13 protein-coding genes are annotated in these 22,150 nt (G+C 35.6%); 3 read left to right on the top strand and 10 right to left on the bottom strand.

Going from position 1 to position 22,150, the window contains the following annotated elements:
• Positions 1–167: 167 nt before the first annotated feature.
• From PBT89_RS07960 to PBT89_RS07935, 6 genes are all read right to left on the bottom strand, one after another.
• Complete coding sequence (locus tag PBT89_RS07960; RefSeq protein ID WP_270064177.1) at positions 168–1,838, bottom strand: RagB/SusD family nutrient uptake outer membrane protein; 1,671 nt, start codon at positions 1,836–1,838, stop codon at positions 168–170.
• 10 nt (positions 1,839–1,848) lie between these two features.
• Positions 1,849–4,854 (bottom strand): SusC/RagA family TonB-linked outer membrane protein, encoded by a 3,006-nt coding sequence (locus PBT89_RS07955; RefSeq protein WP_270064176.1) that lies wholly within the window; start codon positions 4,852–4,854, stop codon positions 1,849–1,851.
• Positions 4,855–5,091: 237 nt separating this feature from the next.
• Entirely contained in the window at positions 5,092–6,333 is a 1,242-nt protein-coding gene (locus tag PBT89_RS07950) for an NAD(P)/FAD-dependent oxidoreductase (RefSeq protein ID WP_270064175.1), read from the bottom strand.
• 11 nt (positions 6,334–6,344) lie between these two features.
• Positions 6,345–7,346 (bottom strand): 4-hydroxyproline epimerase, encoded by a 1,002-nt coding sequence (locus PBT89_RS07945; RefSeq protein ID WP_270064174.1) that lies wholly within the window; start codon positions 7,344–7,346, stop codon positions 6,345–6,347.
• 6 nt (positions 7,347–7,352) lie between these two features.
• Positions 7,353–8,921 (bottom strand): aldehyde dehydrogenase (NADP(+)), encoded by a 1,569-nt coding sequence (locus PBT89_RS07940; RefSeq protein ID WP_270064173.1) that lies wholly within the window; start codon positions 8,919–8,921, stop codon positions 7,353–7,355.
• A gap of 18 nt (positions 8,922–8,939) precedes the next feature.
• Positions 8,940–9,857 carry a dihydrodipicolinate synthase family protein gene (locus PBT89_RS07935; protein ID WP_270064172.1) on the bottom strand — a complete coding sequence of 306 codons (918 nt, stop codon included), beginning with the start codon at positions 9,855–9,857 and terminating at the stop codon, positions 8,940–8,942.
• Positions 9,858–9,992: 135 nt separating this feature from the next.
• Between PBT89_RS07935 and PBT89_RS07930 the strand changes: the two genes are divergently transcribed.
• A complete protein-coding gene (locus tag PBT89_RS07930) occupies positions 9,993–10,835 on the top strand; it encodes a helix-turn-helix domain-containing protein (protein ID WP_270064171.1) in 843 nt (280 codons plus the stop codon).
• A gap of 15 nt (positions 10,836–10,850) precedes the next feature.
• Here the strand turns inward: PBT89_RS07930 and PBT89_RS07925 are convergent, their stop codons facing one another.
• From PBT89_RS07925 to PBT89_RS07910, 4 genes are all read right to left on the bottom strand, one after another.
• Complete coding sequence (locus PBT89_RS07925) at positions 10,851–13,097, bottom strand: S9 family peptidase (RefSeq protein ID WP_270064170.1); 2,247 nt, start codon at positions 13,095–13,097, stop codon at positions 10,851–10,853.
• A gap of 412 nt (positions 13,098–13,509) precedes the next feature.
• Complete coding sequence (locus tag PBT89_RS07920) at positions 13,510–16,593, bottom strand: glycoside hydrolase family 2 TIM barrel-domain containing protein (protein ID WP_270064169.1); 3,084 nt, start codon at positions 16,591–16,593, stop codon at positions 13,510–13,512.
• A gap of 67 nt (positions 16,594–16,660) precedes the next feature.
• A complete protein-coding gene (locus PBT89_RS07915; RefSeq protein ID WP_270064168.1) occupies positions 16,661–18,049 on the bottom strand; it encodes an aminopeptidase P family protein in 1,389 nt (462 codons plus the stop codon).
• A 93-nt stretch (positions 18,050–18,142) separates the two neighbouring features.
• Complete coding sequence (locus PBT89_RS07910) at positions 18,143–19,816, bottom strand: M1 family metallopeptidase (protein ID WP_270064167.1); 1,674 nt, start codon at positions 19,814–19,816, stop codon at positions 18,143–18,145.
• A gap of 767 nt (positions 19,817–20,583) precedes the next feature.
• On the opposite strand from PBT89_RS07910, the gene PBT89_RS07905 reads away from it, so the two are divergent.
• Positions 20,584–21,423, top strand: a complete 840-nt coding sequence (locus PBT89_RS07905; protein WP_270064166.1) for a metallophosphoesterase — start codon at positions 20,584–20,586, stop codon at positions 21,421–21,423.
• A 13-nt stretch (positions 21,424–21,436) separates the two neighbouring features.
• Positions 21,437–22,135, top strand: a complete 699-nt coding sequence (locus PBT89_RS07900; RefSeq protein ID WP_270064165.1) for a carbon-nitrogen hydrolase family protein — start codon at positions 21,437–21,439, stop codon at positions 22,133–22,135.
• Positions 22,136–22,150: the final 15 nt, after the last annotated feature.

The following is a 22,150-nucleotide window of genomic DNA, read 5'->3' as shown; positions in this document are numbered from 1 at the left end:
AACTTCGACCAATAGTAGCTGTTTATAATACAATATTGACTTTATACTATAATTTAGGTCATTAAATAATAATTATTATATCATGATTGACAGATAATAGAGAAACCAACAAAGTGGAGATACACTTTGCTGGTTTAAAACTAAACAAATTAATAAAGGCTAATTTTTTAATATCCCGGGTTTTGTTGCAGGTTTGGGTTAGCATCTAAAAAAGTTTGAAAAATTGGGAAGACATTTTTATAATCTGCCCCTGGTTCGGCATCTTTACAGAACCAAGACTTTCCGTTATAAACATTAGTATTAGATCCTGATAGCCTAAATCTTATAAGATCTTGTCTTCGATGATGTTCTCCAACAAATTCCCAAGCTAAATCATCTAGTAAGCCACCTAATTCTATATCGGTACCACCTTCATAAGTAGCTACTAAATCATTGTAATTGGTTGCACCTTCACTAGTATATTCTCTATGTCCGTAATCATAAACACTACCTCCAGTTAAATCTTGCACAGTTCGAATAGCCTCATTTTGGTCTTCAAAAGCACGAGCACGTACTTCACTAACCAAACGTGCCGCTTCAGACTGATCTCTATTTAATCTTAATAAACACTCTGCTTTTATAAACATAGCATCAGACAGCCTAAAGAATGGTACATCATCACCATAAGTTCCATCGACACCCGGTACAATTTCATTTTTTACAAAACGATAACCTTCCATCATATAAGCTCCTGGATTATCTATAGAATGAACTTTTTTTGTATACACTAGATTTACTTCTCCTTGATCATCAGCATTCATTTTTAAAGGCTCTCCACTATAATAATCATATTGTTGGCCATAAGCCCAAGTATCATCTAAGCGGGAATCATTTTCATGATAAGTATCTATAAACTGAGGTATTGCACAGCTACCATTCCATGGTGCACCATCGTAGCCAAAAGCTTTAGCTCCTTCGCTGGTAAGTGCTTTATTTACAAGATAATTTGCATTAGCATAGGTGTAATCTAGTGGAATGGCAAAAATAATCTCGTTATTTCCTGCTAAACTAGCTTTAAAATTGTCTTTATAATTAGCTGATAAAGAATACCCTCCGTTATTTATTATATCATTTACCTGTACTAAAGCGAGTTCAAAGTATTCAGTATTATCATAATCGTTAAACCACGCATTATGATTTAAATACATTTTTGCCAGAATCATTTCAGCTGCATATTTATTAGGATATCCATAAATTTTTTCCGTTCCCAAATCTTCTTTCACAGCATTAAGCTCTGATACTACAAAATCAAAAACTTCTTCTGGACTGGCTTGCTCTGGCAGATAACCACTTTCTACCAGCTGGGTCGTTTCTAAGGGAACATTTCTAAACAAATCGAACAAAATATAATAGTACAATGCACGCATAGTTCGAAGTCGGGCACTTTGTAATGGATTTTCTTGAATTTCTGGAAGATCCAAAATTGTATTCGAATAACCAATACCTGAATAAGCATTATCCCAAATTGTACTTAAGTGACCTATATTGGAATTGAAATCATGTTTATGCATCGAAATATAAAGATCCCCCCAACCTACTCCTATACGTAAAGGTGTCATAATTAAGTCTGAAGACTCTTCCTGAATATCGAATAGTCCATTCCACTCCCAATATGTATAGCGTAAATGATTATATACATATCCCGTTAATCTAGAAATATCCTGTTCGTTATTAAAATCGATATCCTCGTTAGTTAAAATACTATGGGTATCTTCAGAAAGATCTGTACAGGAAAATGATGCCAAGAAAAAAACAGCTACACCTGTTAACTTTATTAATTTATGTTTGAATATATTCATGATGTCTTTTTTAGAAGTTTAATTTGGTACCTATTGTGAACGATTTGATTGTAGGGTATTTATCCCTAAAGTCATTCCCGGCAGCATAAAAATCTCTATTATCCAATTCAGGATCCATTCCGCTATAATCTGTAATTGTTAAAAAGTTTTTAGCAGAACAGTATAGGCGAATATTCGAAATATAATTTGATATTTTTTCAATTTTGAAATTATAGCCCAGCGTGATATTATCCAATTTCACAAAATCTCCTTTCTCTAAATAATGACTTACAAAAGCCTGAGCTTGAGCTCCAGATAATGGACGTTCTCCATAAACTGGGTCTGCAGCAGATTTTAAACGATTATATTGGATCGAGTTATTTTCGTAAAACATGCGTTGCGTATTTAAAATATCGAAACCAAATTGCCCACTAATTAATGCGGTTAAATCGAAATTTTTATACCTAAAAGTATTAGTCCATCCCATATAAACGGTTGGGAATCCATTACCAAGATACTGGCGATATTCGTTTGTATTCAAACTTGTGGAATACGGTATAGCTTCACCGGTATTTGGGTCTTCTACCAAGAATAATCCATTCTCTGTTACTCCAACAGATTTTAATCCCCAAAAATTTCCTATTGCCTGGCCTACCTCAACTCGATGTGTAGGAACATTCACCGGATCCCCTGCGTAAGCAACATCTAAATAATCCTCTGTTTCATATAAATCATTTGATAAGCTTAAAAGTTCATTATCATTATGCGTTATTGTAACTGTGGTTTCCCAAGAAAAATCATCGTTGGTTACAGGAAGCGCATTAATCATAAGTTCAAATCCTTGATTTCTAATTGAACCAACATTCGCTAATGTTTGTGCGTAAATATTTGGGGGTAAGGGCACATTATATGAATATAATAAATCATCGGTATCCTTTCTATACATATCTAAAGAACCACTTAAACGATTGTTCAAGAAAGAAAAATCAAGCCCTAAGTTAATTTCTGAAGTTCGTTCCCATTTTAAATCTGGATTAGGATTTTGGGTGACCATTAAACCAGCAACCCATTCACCATTTTCATTTACAAAATTTCCGTAATCACTATCATAATTATAAGTTGTTAGAGAAAGATAATTATCATTAGGTCGTTGCCCAGTTACCCCATAACCTGCTCTAATCTTTAAATTATTCATCCAGTTGGCAGAAGCTAAGAATTCTTCATTACTAAGTGTCCAGCCCGCAGATACTGATGGAAAAAGCCCCCATTTGTGATTATCACCAAATTGGGATGAACCTTCTCTACGAATACTCGCAAGCAAATTAAATCGATTGTCGTATCCATATTGAATTCTTCCAAAAAAACCTATTAAACGAGAGTCAATTTTTCCACTACCCATTCCGGCATTACCTTCATTCAGCCTAGAACCAACTCCTATATTATTATAGAGATAGCCATCTGTAGGAAAATCTGAATTGCTGGCATAAAAGTTACTCCTACTAAAATAACTGTAACTATATCCTGCTAATGCACTAAAACGATGACTAGTATTAATATCGAATTCGTAATTGGTAGTAAGTTCCAAAAATTTATCTTCTTTTTTCTCATAACTTTTATAAGCACTACCACTAAATCCGGTGGTTTTAGATGAATAATATCTGGAAGTACTATAGGTAGAAATATCGGTGGCCGCTAAGTTTTTTGCGATTAGAAGATTAGTTACCCAGTCTTTTATAGGTTCGAAAGTAACATTACCAGTAATATTGGTTCTGCGTAATTCACGATCTCCAATTAACTCGTTATTCATCGCTACAGGATTGAAATATTGGTACCGCCCAAATTCTTCAAAATAATCGCCATTTTCATCATATATAGGTGAAGTTGGATTACGAATAATTGCTTGACGATAAACATTACTTATTCCGGTATCCTCAATATTATTAGGGGTTCTTTTACGCTGCTCAGAAAAGATTTTAAACCCGACTTTTAAAATATCTTTCAAAAGATATTGTTCTAAATTAAGCTGTAATCGTAATTGATCGTTATTCGATTTTTTAATTGTTCCTTCTTCATATCGATAGGAAATGTTCCCTGAATAAGATGTAAGCTCTGATCCTCCATTAATAGTTAAAGCATGATTATGCATAAATCCTGTTTGTGAAATCTTATCCAACCAATCTGTTTCAAAGCCTCCATCACTATAAGAAGTTAATCCGTTACGAATATCTTCCGGAGTCATAAAATCAGCTTCTTTATAAAAATCGGATACCGATACAAAACCATCATAAACTATACTTGTTTTACGGTCGAAAGTACCGGATTTTGTGGTAATAAGAATTACTCCATTTGCACCGCGAGTTCCGTAAATAGCTGCGGCACTAGCGTCTTTAAGCACGTCTACTGAAGATATATTTTCTGGAGCAACCATTGTTAAATCTCCAGGAACTCCATCTATGAGGATAAGTGGACTTGTACTACCATTTAATGTAGTTACCCCCCGTAACATAATATTCGATTCATTATTTGGATTTCCAGAGCTATTGCTCACTACTAAACCTGCAACTTTCCCTTTAACAAGCTCAGCCGCATCTTGTATTTTTCCAGGATTAAAATCTTTTTCAGAAACACTAGCAACTGCACTGGTCACCTGGCTTTTATCTTGTTTTCCATAACCAATTACAACAACTTCATTAAGTGATTGTAGATCTTCTTTTAAAGTAACTTCTAGTCTAGATTCAGTTTTAGTGACACTAACTTCTTTTTTTGCATATCCTATAAAACTAAAAACAAGAATAGCATCATCCGATGTTGTATTTAAAGTAAATTCACCATCAAAATTAGTGACAGTACCATTATTCGTATCTTTTTCTTTAATAGATACACCAGGTATCGGTAATCCTTTTTCATCCTTTACAATCCCGTTTACTGATAATTGAGCAAATAAAGTTTGTGAAATTATAAGCATTAAGAATAGTGATAAAACCGATATTTTAGGGTTTAAACTATCTTTTAAATAAAATTGTCTTTTTTTAAACATACACACTAGTTTTAATGTTTTTTGATGAATTTAAATCATCTATTATCAAAATAAATTTCAATAATGATAATGTAAAACTACAACTAGACTTAGTTATTTTTTAAGATAAAGTTATCATAAAATGATACTATATTAACAAAGTATACATACATATTAAATTATTTAGTAAATACTATTTATTAAATAAAAAAAATCAGCCAAGTTGGCTGATTTTTATGAATATTAGCGTAGTTTAATTCAGAAACGCTCTAAATCAAATGGCTCTAATAATACTGAAGTATGATTGGCATCAACAATTTCTGAAATTAATTTTCCGGTAATTGGGCCAAGACTCCATCCCATCATCGCATGTCCGGCTGCAACGCTAAGGTTTTTGAATTTTGAAGATTTACCAATAAACGGTAAACCATCTGGTGAAACCGGTCGTAATCCACTCGTGGCCGATTGTTTTTCTTCAGCAGTTAATGTAAAACCCGAGTAATAATTGGAAGCCGCTTTCGCAATTGCTTCAACCCTGTTTGGTAAAATAGTATTGTTATCGCCAGATAATTCCATAGTTCCAGCAAACCTAGTAAAATCTTGCATTGGGGTTACCGCTACTTTAGCTTCAGTAAGAATAGCCGGCAAAGTAATATTGGTCTCCCTAGTAATATTCATGCTATAGCCTTTACCGGGCTGGATAGGAATATTAAGACCTAATTTTTTGGCAAGAGAAAATGTCCAACTTCCGGCCGCCAGAATAAATTCATCTGCTTCGATCGTATTTTTTTCCGTAGAAATAGCTTTAATCGTTTTTCTATCTACTTCTAAACCGGTAACCGTTTCCTCTAAAACAAAATTTACTCCTTTATCTTCTAACCATTTTTTTAGGTTTTTCATAAATAGATTCGGAGTGCTATGCGCATCACATTCATAATGAACGCCGCCAAGAACATCTTCGCTAAACTGAGGTTCCAGATCATGCAATGCCTTTTTTTCCAAAACACTAACATCCAGACCTAATTCTTTTCCTTTTTCAGCAAGTTTGGCTTCGTGCTCTTCGTTCTTCGCACTTTTATAAACCATAAGAAGACCTTTACGCTCCATGTGAAAATCAAAATCTAAAGATGCTAACATCTCAGCATAAAGGTCTCTACTTTTTTCATTTAATTCCTTAAGTACAGGGATAGCTTTCGCTACTTTTTGTTTAGTTGAAGATTTCTTGAAATACCAGGACCACCTGAAGAAATCCATATCCCAACGCGGTTTTATATAAAACGGACTAGAATTATTGAACATCCACTTAATTCCCTGATTAATCATTCCAGGTTCTGCAATGGGTACAAAATGACTGGGAGTCACATAACCGGCGTTAATAAAAGAAGCGCCATCTGTAATATTACCTTTATCTACTATGGTAACATCGTGGCCGGCTTTTACCAAGTAATAAGCCGAGCATAAACCAGTAATTCCACCACCAATAATTGCAACTCTCTTCATAATCTACATTTTTAAAGTACCTGAAATCCGTGAGCATAAGGATCGTCATCATCGATAACGATATTATTATAACCGGTGACCATTGCCCAACCTTCTATGCTAGGAATAATGGCTTTTTTACCGCCTAATTCTGTTTCTTCTTCAATTCTTCCAATAAATTTACTGCCAATAATACTTTCGTGTACAAAAAGATCGCCTTTTTTCAACTTACCTTTTGCATACCAATGCGCCATTCTTGCTGAAGTTCCTGTACCGCAAGGAGAACGATCTATAGCCTTATCGCCATAAAAAACAGCATTACGCGCTGTAGAAGTTTCATCCATCACTGCACCTGTCCATTGGATATGACTTAAACCATGTATCGTAGGATCTTCTGGATGAATAAATTCGTGTGCTTGGTTTAATTTACTTCTTAATTCCCTACTCCACGTAATTAATTCACTAGCCTGATAATGTTCTAAACCTTTAAAGTTTTCCTGAACTTCTACAATAGCATAAAAATTACCACCGTAAGCAACATCAACTTTTAATTCGCCAAGAACATCGCTATCTACACTGATATCTTCTTTCGCTAAATACGATTTGATATTTACAATCTTAACAGATTTCACTTTTTTTCCTTCCTGAACATAACTCACTTTTACGAGTCCCGCCGGAGTTTCCAGCCTAAGCGTTCCCGGATTTTTAGGAGAAACCAAACCTTCTTCAATCGCAACCGTTACGGTACCAATCGTTCCATGCCCGCACATAGGCAAGCATCCACTGGTTTCTATAAAAAGAATTCCGCAGTCATTTTGGGGATCTGAAGGCGGAAACAAAATGCTTCCGCTCATCATATCATGGCCACGTGGTTCGAACATCAAACCACGACGAATCCAATCGTATTCCCGCATAAAATTTTGACGCTTTTCACTCATGTTCTTTCCTTCGATAAACGGGCCACCACCAGCAACCACTCTTACCGGATTCCCACAAGTATGGGCATCAACACAAAAAAAAGTTTTTCTTGCCATTAAAATTTATAAGCTATCTGTTGTGTATTTATTATTGATATTACGTAAAATACCTAAAGGATTTTCGTCTTTTAGTGCCTGCGGAAGCAATGCTTGTGGCCAATCCTGGAAAGAAACTGGGCGCACCCATCGTTGTACCGCTGTTAATCCTACAGAAGTGAATTTAGCATTAGAAGTTGCCGGGAATGGCCCGCCGTGCGTCATTGCCGCACAAACCTCTACACCTGTGGGTACACTGTTATAGATAATTCGACCAACAGTATCGGTTAAGGTGTCGATAATCGTTGCAAATTCACTTAATTCTTCTTCCTCGGAGTTTAATACAGTTCCGGTTAGCTGTCCTTCTAATTGCTGAAGCACTTCGGCCAGTTCGGTTTTATCTTTACATCTTACCACTACTGAAAATGGTCCAAATACTTCTTTATGGAAGTTTTTATTCTGAAGGAAATTAGCACCAGAAACGGTGATTACCTGCTGTCTACCAAAGTTTGGCGCAACTTCGCCCTCATATTTGCTAACTTCGGTATAACCCTCTTGTGCTAGAACTTCAGATTTTGAAGCGTCATATTGATTTTGAATGCCAGGACTCAACATCACTGAAGGAGCAATATTCGATAAATTCTTCCCTAATTTTTCAACAAAACTATCTAAAGCAGCGCTCTCAATTCCTAAAATTAGTCCGGGATTTGTACAAAATTGTCCGCATCCAGCAGTGATCGAACCCGCATATTGCTCGGCCCAAAAATCTCCTTTAGCTTCTAAAGCAGATGGTAAAGCCAAAACAGGATTAATACTACCCATTTCTGCATAAACCGGGATAGGCTCTGGACGATCTGCAGCTAATTTAGTCAGTGCAGTACCTGCTTTATAACTTCCGGTAAATCCAACCGCTTTTATTTTTGGATGTTTTACCAGCCACTCACCTACTTCAATTCCTTTACTGTTTAAGTTAGAGAAAACACCATCTGGCATTCCGGTTTTCTTAGCGGCTTTAATGATCGCTTCAGCAACCAATTCTCCTGTACCAGCATGTAAAGGATGAGATTTTACGATAACCGGAGAACCAGATGCTAATGCACTGGCAGTATCTCCACCGGCTGTAGAAAATGCAAATGGGAAATTACTTGCGCCAAAAACAGCTACCGGACCAAAAGGCACTTGCATTCTTCTAATATCAGGTTTTCCTTCAGGATTACTAATAATCGCTTCTACCCAGCTACCTTCTTTAAGCATTTCGGCAAAAGCTCGTAACTGGTTACAAGTTCTAGCAAATTCTCCATTAGAACGTCCTTCTGGCAAGCCAGATTCTGCTCTATAGATTTCTTTTAAGGCTTCAGCATTTGCCTCTAATTCATCAGCAATTGCTTCTAAAAATCTAGCTTTTTCAGCATCAGATTTTTGTTTGTACACTTTAAAAGCGGCTGTCGCTTTTTCTACAGCAGCATCCACCTCCTGTGTTGTTGCTTCAGTAAAAATAGCGGCAGTTTCTTTATTTTCTTTTGGATCAAAAGTTTTAAAGGTAACCTCACCTTTACTGGAAAGCTCCTCACCAATATAATTTTTTCCTGTAATCATGCTTTCTGTTTTCTTGATTTATAAAGATTTGTAATCTACTAATTCTGGCCTTACAGCCATCGCAGTATCAATAATTCCCTGTACTCTTTCTCTTTCTACTCCCTGTAATACTAATCTTGGTGCTCTTACATACTCGGTTCCTAAACCAGTTGCAACTTCAGCCAACTTGATATTTTGTACTAATTGCGGAGAGATGTCCAATTCTAATAATGGCATAAACCATCTGTAGATTCTTAAAGCTTCTTCAATATTACCAGCTTTTACTAATTTATAGATTGCCACAGTTTCTGCCGGATAAGCGGCTACCAATCCAGCAACCCAACCATCTGCACCAGCAACCATACTTTCTAATGCTAATGTATCTACACCACATAAGATCTTGATACGATCACCAAACTTATTTTTTAAACGTGTAACATTACTAATATCACGAGTAGATTCTTTTACTGCTTCGATCGTAGGACAATCTGCTAAAAGTTCTTCGAACATCTCGATAGTTACTTCTATTTTGTAATCTACAGGATTGTTGTAGATCATAATTGGCAGTGAAGTGCTTTTTGCGATCTCTTTAAAATACACTACGGTTTCGTGATCTGTTGCTTTATAACGCATTGGTGGTAACAACATTAATCCTTGTGCTCCCCATGCTTCGGCATTTTTTGCGACCTCGATTGCTTCTTTAGTAGACTGCTCGGCAATATTAATGATTACCGGCACCTGTCCTGCTGTAATTTCTAAAGTTTTCTTTACAAGCGTTTCCTTTTCTGCCGGTGTAAGAGTACTAGCTTCACCCAAAGTTCCTCCTAAGATGATTCCGTTTACACCTGCTTCCAGTTGTGCGTTAATGTTCTTTTCAAAGGTTACTAAATCCAGTTCATCTTCTTTTGTGAATTTAGTGGTTACTGCGGGCATTACCCCTTCCCATTTAATTGCCATGTGTTTATTTTTTTAACAAAAATATGGGCATTAAATCGCTTTCAATTTGTATTGATTATCTAAACATGATACGATATTATCATATAAATTGACTAATTCGGTTTTTTTTAATAATATTTACAAAAACTCACACTAATGAAAGTCCTTCCGTTTAAAATCCCAAAACCCGAAAAAGAAGCCCTTGTATATCAGGAAGATCATGAAATTATATTTTATGATAAACTTCACCAGCACGAAGAGATACAAATTAGCTATATTATGGAAGGTAGCGGCTCCCTAATTGTTGGTGACAGTATAAACGAATATCATCCGCACGATATCCTGATTATAGGCGAAAATATTCCTCATGTTTTTCGGAGCGATGCCGAGGCGCATCCAAATTCGATAATGTACACGCTTTTTTTTACCAAAAAGTCCTTCGGAAAAGAATTCTTTAATCTTACTGATCTTAGTGGAATACAGAAGTTTTTTGATGAATCTGAATACGGAATGAAAATTAAGGCTGATGAAAAAAAGTTTCATCTTTTTAATAATCTTAAGCGACAAAGTAAAATTGAAAGAGTTGCCACTTTGTTATTACTACTGAATGAACTTACGCATGCCGAGCGGCAACCATTATCTTCTTTCGTTTACCAGAAAAAATATACAGAGGATGAAGGAAAACGAATGAATGATGTTTTTCAATATGCTATGGATAACTTTCAGGATAATATTTCTTTAGATGATATTGCAGATATTGCTTTTATGAGTAAAAATGCTTTTTGCCGATATTTTAAGAAAAGAACCAATAAAACGTTCTTTCAGTTTTTAATTGAAATAAGGATAGAACACGCCTGCAAGTTATTATATAAAGATCAGGACTTATCGGTATCGGCGATCTCTGAACTTTGTGGATTTCAGAATATCGCCAATTTTAACCGAAAGTTTAAAGAATTAAAAGGAATTACGCCTACACAATACAGGCAGCAAACCGATTAATATTCATCTTCTATATTATTTCAATCCGTTATGCTCCAAGAAATAATTAGTAATCAAAGTATACAGGTGAATCGAAGTGTTTTTTCCTTCGTAAATATGATGCGCCCTGTTAGGATAAGCCATCATATCGAATTGCTTGTTATTTCGAATTAGCTCATTCACCAAATATTCCATATTCTGATAATGCACATTATCATCTCCGGTTCCGTGAATTAGTAATAAATTTCCTTCCAGATTTTTAGCATACGTTACCGGCGAACCTTCAATAAACTTTTCTTTATCTTCACTCGGCAATCCCATATAACGCTCCTGATAAATATTGTCGTAGAATAACTGATTGGCAACTCCGGCTACAGCCACTCCTGTTTGATAAACTTCAGGATATCTGAACAACAAATTCTGAGTCATAGAGCCTCCGCCGCTCCAGCCCCAAACATTCACGCGTTTTTCATCCAGAAAATCGTAAGTTGCAAGCACTTTTTTAGCTGCCGCCGCCTGATCGTTGGTATTAAGTACGCCCATATTTTGGTAAATACTTTTTCGCCAATCACTGCCTTTTAAAGTTGGTGTTCCGCGATTGTCAATACTTATCACTACAAATCCCTGTTGCGCCATGAATAGCTCGTATAAACCAACCCATTGATCGGTTGCGACAACACCCCACGGTTCGCCATAAACATGAAAAAGGACCGGATATTTTTTAGCCGAATCAAAATTTAATGGCTTCGTCATTCTAGCATCCATTTCGATTCCGTTCTCAGTCATGACTTTAAAAAATGACGTTTCTGGTAAGGCTAATGAACTTAATTTGTTTTTTAAACGCTCATTATCAATTAAATTTTTAACCGATTTATGTTTGGGCAAATTAACTAAATTCACCGTATTTGGTGTGCTAACATTCGTAAATTTATGGATAGCATATTTTCCATTAGGCGAAACATCATACGTATTTACGCCTTCAAATTGTTGCGGAGTAACTTTGGTTAGTTTTCCATTTCCATCTAATGGTACCCTGTATAAATAGCGTTGCGTAGCATTATCTGGTGAAGCTACAATATATAAATTCTTATCATCAGTTTGGTAATATGTGGCTACATCATAATCTCCTGGCGTAAGCAATGTTTTTTCGCCAGATTCCAGGTTAACTTTGTAAATATGGCGCCAACCATCATTTTCTGTCATTCGTAAAAACGATTTCCCGTTGTCTACAATTAGCTGATCGTTATTTCCCCATTGGTTCGAAGAAATATCCGGATAACGCAAATCTACCCAGGTTTCTTCAGTTTCGGTATACACTTTTTTTAATGCTGAAGTTGAAGGTTTATACGTAAAAATATTGAGCTTGTTTTGCTTTCTATTCATTTGCTGAATAAGCACCAAATCTTCATTAAGCCATTGCATCGCCGGTAAATAATGCTGAACAGGATCGCCCGGCATCGGTATCCATGTTACTTCGGAAGTTTTTGTATCTACAATTCCAACTTTTGCTGAAGAAGGATTGAATCCTGCTTTTGGATATTGCAGCGCAATCGGTTCAGAATAGACTGAGTCGGTATTGTTGATCATGTAGAATGTGCCAATCTCTGAAGCATCTAATTGCCAAAACGCAATTTTTGAAGCATCCGGACTCCACATAAAACCATCGCGCATTCCAAATTCTTCTTCATAAACCCAATCGAACGTTCCGTTAATAATATCTCCTGTTCCATCTTCGGTTAGCTGAGTAAGCTCTCCCGTTTTAAAATTCTCTTTATAAATATTGAAATCGTGCACATAAGCCACAAATTGATTATCTTCTGAAAATTTCGCAAACATCAACGAGGAAGATGGAAAATCTTTTCCTAATTGCTTTAGTTTTTTCGTATCAAAATCGTACACCCAAAAATCACCTTTGGTATTCGATCGCCAAACTCGGCTGGAGTTTGTAAAAATTAAAACCTTGCTAGCATCGGGAGATAATGAAAAATCTTCTATTGTCAGGTTTTTACCATTTATATTAAGATTATTGGCTGCTAAATAAGTGCTTGATTTGTAGTTTTTACTCTCGTAACGAATAAGTTCATCATTACCTGCTTTATCTTTTTCGATACTTACAAAAGCATCGCCATCTTCTATCCAGAAAATAGGACGCTGGTAATCACTACTAAATTCTGAAGAAGAAAAAATACGCTCTAAGGTTAATAAAGAATCATTTTCTTGTGCACTACTAGAAAATGGAAAAAATAATAATAAAATTATTCCAACTAAGTTTAATTTGGTCATTTTGTTATAATTGGTTTATGGTTTTTTTGCTATTAACTATAGGCGCTTAGCTATCAGTATTTAATACTATATTGATTGCATTTTCTTACCAACGTAATCCAGAACGTAGTAAAGGTATCTATATGAGATACATTTTCTCGAATTCGTTACGTCATTCCGTGCTTGACACGGAATCTCATCCTGCTATTCAGAATCTGCGAAGCATGATGGGATGCTGAATCAAGTTCAGCATGACGATCAAAGAAGCATTCTGACTGCCAACTATTCAAGTTTCAGCATTCAAAATTTGAAATTGATCATCTCTCAATAGCTCAAAATTTTTTTCAAATCAGCACAGTATCAAATCAAATCTATTTTCTATGTTCTAACAGCAAAGCCATCTAAAATCTAACTTCTCAATACTCAATTCTAACTACTCACTAATCGGTTCTAAAAAATAAGTATAGCTGTAATTCTTAGGTTTTAGCTGATATTTTTCCCAGGTTTTGGCACCCCAACTATTATCGCCACCAACGCCCATTTGTTTGTAATCAATATTTAAATAAATCGCATCTCTTGGTTTAATATCATTAGTATGTCGTTGTGCTTTTTCCATACCGGCATCAAAATCTGAAGTCGGGTTTCTAAGCGCACTAAACGAAACTAGTGGCATACCGCTGAATTTGATTCCGTTTCCTTCATTATCAGTAAGTTTTACCCAACGATTATCGGTTCGATAACCATTTTCTTGCGGACGTATATAGGCTACATACAAATCTTCTACAGTCGATTGATATATGCCAACAAAAGCCGATGTTTTTCGATCCCAATAATTTTCGTAAGGTCCGCGACCGTACCATTCAACTTTGTCATAATCTAACGGAATCACCATCGTATTTCCAAATCTTGGCAACGAGCTTATTTTTTCTGGATCACCGTTGAATTCAAAATTATTGCCGACTTCAATAACACCATTTTCGTAAATTTTATAGGTAATTTTTAAAGTTGAAGAAACCGAATCTAATTCAAAATTGGTATTCACTTCAACATAGCGGTCTTGTTTTTCCGAAGAAAAATTAACCAATTTTGGATTATTTGTAGCTTCTTTCCATGCTTTTGCTCGCTTCTGAAAGCTATTTCCGAAGTCATTATCGGTTGGCGCTCTCCAAAAATCGGATTTTGGCCCTTGTTTGATCAATTGTTTTCCATTAAAAGTATATGTTGAAAGTTGACCGCTCTCTTTATTGAAAATAATTTCAAAATCTGTATTCGAAATTGTAAGATTTTCACCCTTATTTTTTGTCTTTAATTTATCTGAAGCTGTAATTGGTAATTTAACCTCATCACCTTCCTGAAGCTGAATTTGCTTTTTGGCAATAATATGCCTACTAGGAATTAAATTAGTCGAACTCGTTGTTTTTACATAAAAATTTATAAAATACTCGGCATTTTCATCAAATTCAAAATCCGAATTCCAAGTTGTTACTCTTTGCGGTTCTAGTTCAATTTCATCAAGCGTTTCCTTCTTGATAACTTTACCCTCTTTCAGCAGCTCATAAGAAATTTCGTATTCATTTAAATCGGTAAAAAAGAAGCGATTTTCAATTTCAAAACTAAAATTTTGGTTCTCTTCATTTTTTAATCGAAAATCTACATTCTTATAGACATCTTTTACCTCATAAAGTGCAGGATGAGGCGTACGATCTGGATTTACCAGTCCGTTAATTACAAAATTTGCATCATGCCGATAGCGGTCTGGCCCATAATCACCGCCATAAGTCCAATAATCTTCGCCATTTTCATCGGTTTTTACAAATCCCTGGTCTACCCAATCCCAAATAAATCCGCCCTGAATTTGTGGATTTTCGTATACAAAATCCCAAAGATCAACTAAATCTCCCGTACTATTGCCCATGGCATGAGCATACTCACACCAAATAAAAGGGCGATCGGGATAGTTGCCCAAATAATTATCTTTTATATAATCGACGCTGGCATACATCCAAGGAATAATATCGGTATGTGGTTCCTGAAAACTCTTGCCACGTTCGGCTCTTTCATATTGCACCGGGCGGCTAGGATCGTTTTTCTTTAACCAATGGTAATTTTTTATAAAAGCAGGGCCATCTCCTGCCTCGTTCCCCATCGACCAGATAATAATCGAAGGATGGTTTTTATTGGTTTGCATCATTCGTGCAATACGATCGTGATGCATTTTCTCAAATTCGGGTTTATTGGCGGGCGTTTTATCCTCGTCGTAGCCAAAACCATGACTTTCAAGATTGGCTTCATCGATCATATAAATTCCGTATTCATCACACAGCTCATACCAATACGGATCGGCAGGATAATGTGAATTTCGAACCGCATTGATATTATATTCTTTAAAAAGTTTGATATCCTGAAGCATCGATTCACGCGAGATCACATGACCAGAATTTTGGTCGTGTTCATGGCGATTCACCCCTTTCAACAAGATTGGTTTCCCATTTACCAAAAGTTGGCCGCCTTTAATTTCTGAAGTTCTGAAACCTATTTTTGCTGAAGTAGCCATCAGTGTTTTCGTGCCATCCTTCAAGCTTAAACTTAATGTATATAAATTTGGTTTTTCAGCCGACCAATGTTTGATATCTAATTCTGAAATTTGAAAGTTTAGCGTATCATTTTTAGCTTCAACAATTGATTTTGATATTTCTGAAATGATCTTCTCTCCATCCCAAATTCTAAGATCTAACTGAAGTTTTTTGTTTTCTGAAGCAATTACCGCATAACCATCAAGAATTCCTTTATCGTAGTTTTCATCCAATCCCGGAGTCACAAAAAAGTCTTTGACCCGAGATTTCGGAGTTTTATACATATACACATCACGCTCGATGCCGCTTAAACGCCAAAAATCCTGATCTTCTAAATAACTTGCAGAAGACCAACGATATACTTCTACCGCAATGCTGTTTTTACCCGGTTTTAGAAACTGAGTGATCTTAAATTTTGATGGTGTTTTGGTTCCTTCTTTGTAACCGACTTTCTCACCATTTATCCACACATAAAAAGCACTGTTTACAGCTCCAAAATGTAAAAAATAGTCGTTATTTTTATTCATTTTGGACTCAGCCAAATCGAAAGTTCGTTTATATGATCCTACCGGATTGTAGGTAGAATCGACAAATGGCGGATTAATTTTAAAAGTAAAACCAGCACTTACATATAGCGGAAAATCATAGCCCTGCAATTGCCAATCGCCGGGAACTTGAATATCGTCCCAGTCTTTTGTATCGTAATCGGTTTTATAAAAATCTACCGGTCGTTTTTCTGGAACTTCAGCAAAGTGGAATTTCCAATTTCCGTTTAAACTTTTATAGTTTCCAGATTTCTTATAGTCGCCGGTTAGCGCTTCGGCTTCAGAATCATAAATATGAAAAGTAGCGCGAGAATCTTCAGTATTAACTGATAAAACATCTAATCGTTGCCATTCGGGATTTTCTTGAGCTTGTATTGAAAAAGAAAATGCTATGAACAAAAGGCTAAAATATTGGAGAAATTTAAAGGAGAGAAAGTGGTTCATAGCATTTCTAGATTTTATGTTGTTAGGAGTTTTTAAGTTCTTCTATTTCGTTTATTGTTTTGGCGAGCGGATCACCCAACAGCTCTTTACCATTTTTGGTGATTACAAAGTCTTCTTCTACACGCATGCCGCCAAAAGTTTTAAATTTTTCGACTTCATCATAATTCACAAAATCGGTATATTTTCCTTGTGCTTTCCAGGAATCGATCAAAAACGGATTAAAATAAATTCCGGGTTCTACGGTAAGCACATTTCCTTCTTCCAGTTCTTTTCCTAATCGAAGCGATTTCAGACCAAATTCGGTACTCTTTTTAACATCATCCGTATAGCCCACTAATTGTTCTCCGAAATTTTCCATGTCGTGTACATCCATTCCCATAAAATGGCCTAAGCCACATTGAAAAAACAAGGTATGTGCGCCTGCATTTACGGCATCCTGAGTATTTCCTTTCATTAAACCAAGACCTTTAAGTCCTTCTACAATTCGGCTACAGGCCAATAAATGGGCATCTTTAAAACGATAACCCGGTTTTAGTGCCGCAGAAGAGGATTCGTGCGCATCTAGAACAATCGAATAGATGTCTCGTTGAATATCGGTAAACCGTTCCGCTACCGGAAAAGTACGCGTCATATCCCCGGCATAATTCATAGCGGTTTCTGCACCACAATCACATAAAACGATATCTCCGTTTTCAACCACAGCTTGTGTAGCATGATTATGCAGATATTGGCCATTTTTGGTTAGAATTATCGGGAAAGAAATATTCCCACCACCGGCAATAGCAATCGCTTGTAATTCTCCTGCAATCTGTTTTTCGGTAACACCGTGCTTTGTCCATTTAATAGCATGACGATGCATAGCTGCGGTGATATTTACCGCTTTATTGATTTCTGCAATTTCTTCAGCAGATTTTATGGCACGCTGCGCGATCACGGCTTTGGTGAATGCTTCCGATTTATTCGCATCAACTTCGTTTACAGGAATCCCGGTAAGATTGCTAATTTCAATCGTTACTTTATTTCTATACGGTGGCAAATAATGCAGCTTTTGGCCTTTTTGCTGTGCGTTTTTAATATAACCTTCCAGCTTCGCCATGGGCTGAACTTCAGCAACACCACATTTTTCAGCATAAGTTGATAAAGGTTCTACCGCACCAACCCACACAAAATCTTCCGGAGTTAGATCATCTCCAAAAAGAATTTCTTTATCATTATCTAAATCGATAAGTACATAAAGATCGGGAAGGTTTATTCCGAAGTAATATAAAAAACTACTATCCTGACGAAACGGATACCAGTTGTCCTTGTAATTCATTCCGGTTTCCTTATTTCCTGGGAAAATAAGGATTCCCGATTTCATTTTTTTCTTTAATCGCTCTCTTCGCGCTACATAAGTTTCTTTTGAAAACATCTATTCTTTCATTTTATATTGAACAACCTAGGGCTTAAATCATTAAATTTTTATCAGAAATTATCTTCTTCTTCAAGGCAAGCCCCTAAATATTTAATCTCGATTATCAAGCAATTCTACATCTACATAATACATATGCTCTATCCTCCATGGCGTAAATAAATACTGATTTTTATGCTGAATAGCAACACTTTTCCATTCTGCTGAAGGGATAATCTTTATTTTTTCTTCGCTACCTTTTAAAACTAACGGCAAATTAAAACCATCTACAATATTGGTGTATCTATAAAAAATCTTGCTGTTTGGCGCATCAATGTATAGCTGAAGCTTCGGAATTTTTATCGTGGTTAAATATTGCTCAAACACTTTTGAATAATCGTACCCCGCTTTATCTGATATGTATTCCTGAATTTCTGAACCGTCTACCGTTTTATTATGAAAGGTCATATTTAAACCAGTAAGAATATTCTTAAATAGTTTATCATCGTCCATACTATGCCGAATCGTATGTAACATATTTCCACCTTTTGGATACATATCACCACTTCCCTGTGCATTTACACCATAAGGCGCAATAATAGGTTTATCGTTTTGAATACCACTTCTGGTTCCAAAATTATAATCATTTGCAGCTTCTTCGCCATACACATAATCCAAAAACAAAGTTTCGCTGTAATTGGTAAAACTTTCGTGAATGTACATATCTGCCAAATCGTTGGTGGTAATGTTATTCCCAAACCACTCGTGTCCACTTTCATGAATTATGATAAAATCCCAGGTTAAACCTAAACCTGTTCCAGAGCCATCTCTACCACGATATCCACCAGCGTAATAATTTCCGTAGGAAACATTAGATTGATGCTCCATCCCGGTATGCTCGGTTTCTACCAATTTATAGCCATCTTCATAAAAAGGATACGGACCAAACCAGTACTCAAATGCATTTAAGAGATTATGAACTTCTTTAGGCATATAATTTTTAGCCTTTTCCAAATTATAATCCATAACCCAGTAATTAAGGTCTAAATCGCCTTTTATGCCGGTATAAACTTCGGAAAAGTTTTTGTAGTGCCCGATATACGGAATGATAGTATAGTTACTAATCGGGTTTTCTACGCCCCATTTATAGGAAATTGTTCCGTCTTTATGTTCCGTTTTATCCAGCATTCTACCATTTGCCACCGCCATTAGTTCGTTTGGAACCCGCATAGTTAGCGAAGCACCACGATCGGGCTCGTCACTTTGGTGATCTTTATTAGGATACCAGATAGAAGCACCAAGCCCCTGGCAGGTCACCGTCATCCACGGTCTACCTTTTTCATCTTTGGTAAACGTCCAACCACCATCCCATGGAGCACGAATAGCTTCGTGTGGTTTTCCGCTAAAATAAATTTTTACTTCATGCTCAGATTCGAGCTTCTGCGGCGGCGTTTCTACGTAATATACATTCTCTTCTCTACTAAAACTTAAAGATTTTTTTTTGTCGTAAATAATACTATCGATCACCAATGGTTTCTGAAGGTCGATTTGCATTAAATTTGGATGCTCTTTTTGCACCACTTTATAAGTGATATTGTTGAATCCTGAAGTATATTTTTTATCGAAATCTGGTGTTACTGAAATATCGTAACGCATCACATCCCACCAGGCTCTTTCTGGAGTGATACTTCCTCTAAGCGTATCGGCGTGAGTAAATTGAGTTTCTTGAGCCTGAAGCGAAAATAATGGCAGTAACAATAAAATTAGTAGGGAATTATATTTAAGCATAAATTTAGAAGATAGTTTCCCGTAAAGTTGTAAAATATTTGTGCAATAACCAACGAAAACTACATTTATGGTTAATATAGTATTAGTTAAAGTTAAAATATGCTGAATGAATTAGTCTGTGTTAAAACAGCACTGTCAAACATTCGGGATCAGCTTCTTTACTCGATAAGCTTATGATTACATCATATAAAGAAAAAAGCGCCCTAAGAATTTAGGACGCTTTTGTTTTTCTAAGATATTTTGGGATAGCTTAAATTACTCATATTAATTAAATATCAAGGATTTGGGTTCTTAATGTTTAATTATGAAGCAATATAAAATATATAATTTGATCCCACAAATATTTTTTTTATAAATATTTAAAATAGAGGTTATTAGACTCGTGCTTTCCAAACCGAATTCTGAGTGTTAGTCGGCCGTCAGCACTAAAAATTCACAATCAAATTGAATCTTGATTTTTTTCATTTATTGTTACAACTTCCAGCTCAACTTTAATTTTATATCTTGAATTTCTTATTTTAGTTCCGATTATAATTCTATTTTTCAATAACGAAAGCACGCCTTTCACTACCTGTAGCTATCCTTCGGCAATGTTACACAAAGAAAATTTTTTATAAGAATTTGTTTCTGTAAAGATAAAATTCACTCAAAACAGTTACTTAAATGAAATTAAAATGATGATTTTTAGAAAAGATCTATGTTATAATCAAGTAAATGAATTATTTTTCAAATAAATCAATTGGCACGTTTCAATTTTTAAAGATTAAATGAATAGAAAGAATTTTATAAAAAATATAGCCATCATCTCTGCCGTAGCTGGTATTCCTGGGTTTTATGCCTGGAAGGTAGAGCCTTTTTGGTTAGAATTTGTATATCAAAAGATGCCAATAAAAAATCTTCCTTCAGCATTAGAAGGGAAAATGCTAATGCAAATTAGCGATATTCATATTGGTGATTTTTTCGATTATCAATATATAATTGATTCTTTTAAAAAGGCACAACAGCTACATCCAGATTTTGTGGTTTACACGGGTGATTTTGTGACTTACGATGAGCCTAGAAATCTAGATCAGCTTGCTGAAGTTATTCCGTTCTTCCCCAACGGAAGTCTGGGAAGTATAGGTATTTTGGGCAATCATGATTATGGAATTGATTACAAGGAAGACCATGTTGCTAAAAACATAGTAGATCAATTGGCTTCGAGAGATATTCAGATTTTAAGAAATGAAGCTGTGATTACCAACGGAATAAACTTTATTGGGATAGATGACTTTTGGGGAACTAATTTTCATCCTGAAAAAGCTACTAAAAATTATGATTCTCAGATGGCCAATATTGCCTTATGCCATAATCCCGATGTTTGTGATCTAGACGTTTGGAATGAGTATAAAGGGTGGATTTTAAGCGGGCATACACACGGTGGGCAATGCAAACCTCCTTTTTTAAGAGCACCGATTTTACCAGTAGAAAACAAGCGTTACGATGCGGGGATAATCGACCTTTACGACGGGAGAACTTTGTATATAAATCGTGCACTAGGCTGCTTACGTCAAGTTCGTTTTAACGTACGACCAGAAATTACTTTATTTGCATTAGAGTCGGCTTGAAAAAATCGCAGAAATGAAAATTGCCTTAGCACAAATAAGCTCAATACCCGGAAATATTAATGAAAATCTCAAAAAACATCTTGATTTTATCACAAGAGCTAAAGATGCAAAAATCGACTTAATTGTTTTTCCTGAATTATCATTAACCGGTTACGAACCTACTTTAGCAAAATCCTTAGCTTTTTCTAAAAGTGACGATAGATTGAATTTGTTTGAGGACTTTAGCTCTAAAAACAATATTTCGATCGCTTTGGGCTTGCCTTTAGCACTAGGTTCTAAACTGCATATTGCAATGGCCATTTTTGAACCTAATAAAGAGATTCGCTTTTATTTCAAACAATTTTTGCATCCAGATGAACTTCATTTTTTTCAGCCTAAATCAAATTCTTCTATAATTAAAATCCAACAGAAAAAAATAAAAATCGCTATTTGTTATGAGGTTTTGGTTGAGGCACATCTCAACAATATTAATTCAGAAAAAATTGATTTCTTTTTAGCAAGTGTAGCAAAACATCAAATAGGAATGAAAAAAGCTGAAAATGCATTGAAAATGATTTCAGAAAAATATAAAATTCCGGCGCTATTAGTAAATAGTATCGGAAAAGCAGATGGAATGACCTGCTACGGAAAAAGTTTGGCATTAAATAAATATGCCGAAAAAATAAGTTGCCTGAATCAAGAAGAATCCTTGCTAATAATTAACCTCGAATAATGACAAGTTAAGCTT

Source organism: Zunongwangia sp. HRR-M8, from assembly GCF_027594405.1.
Lineage (GTDB): Bacteria > Bacteroidota > Bacteroidia > Flavobacteriales > Flavobacteriaceae > Zunongwangia.
The sequence above is the reverse complement of the archived record's forward strand: the minus strand, read 5'-3'. Positions and strand labels throughout refer to the sequence as shown.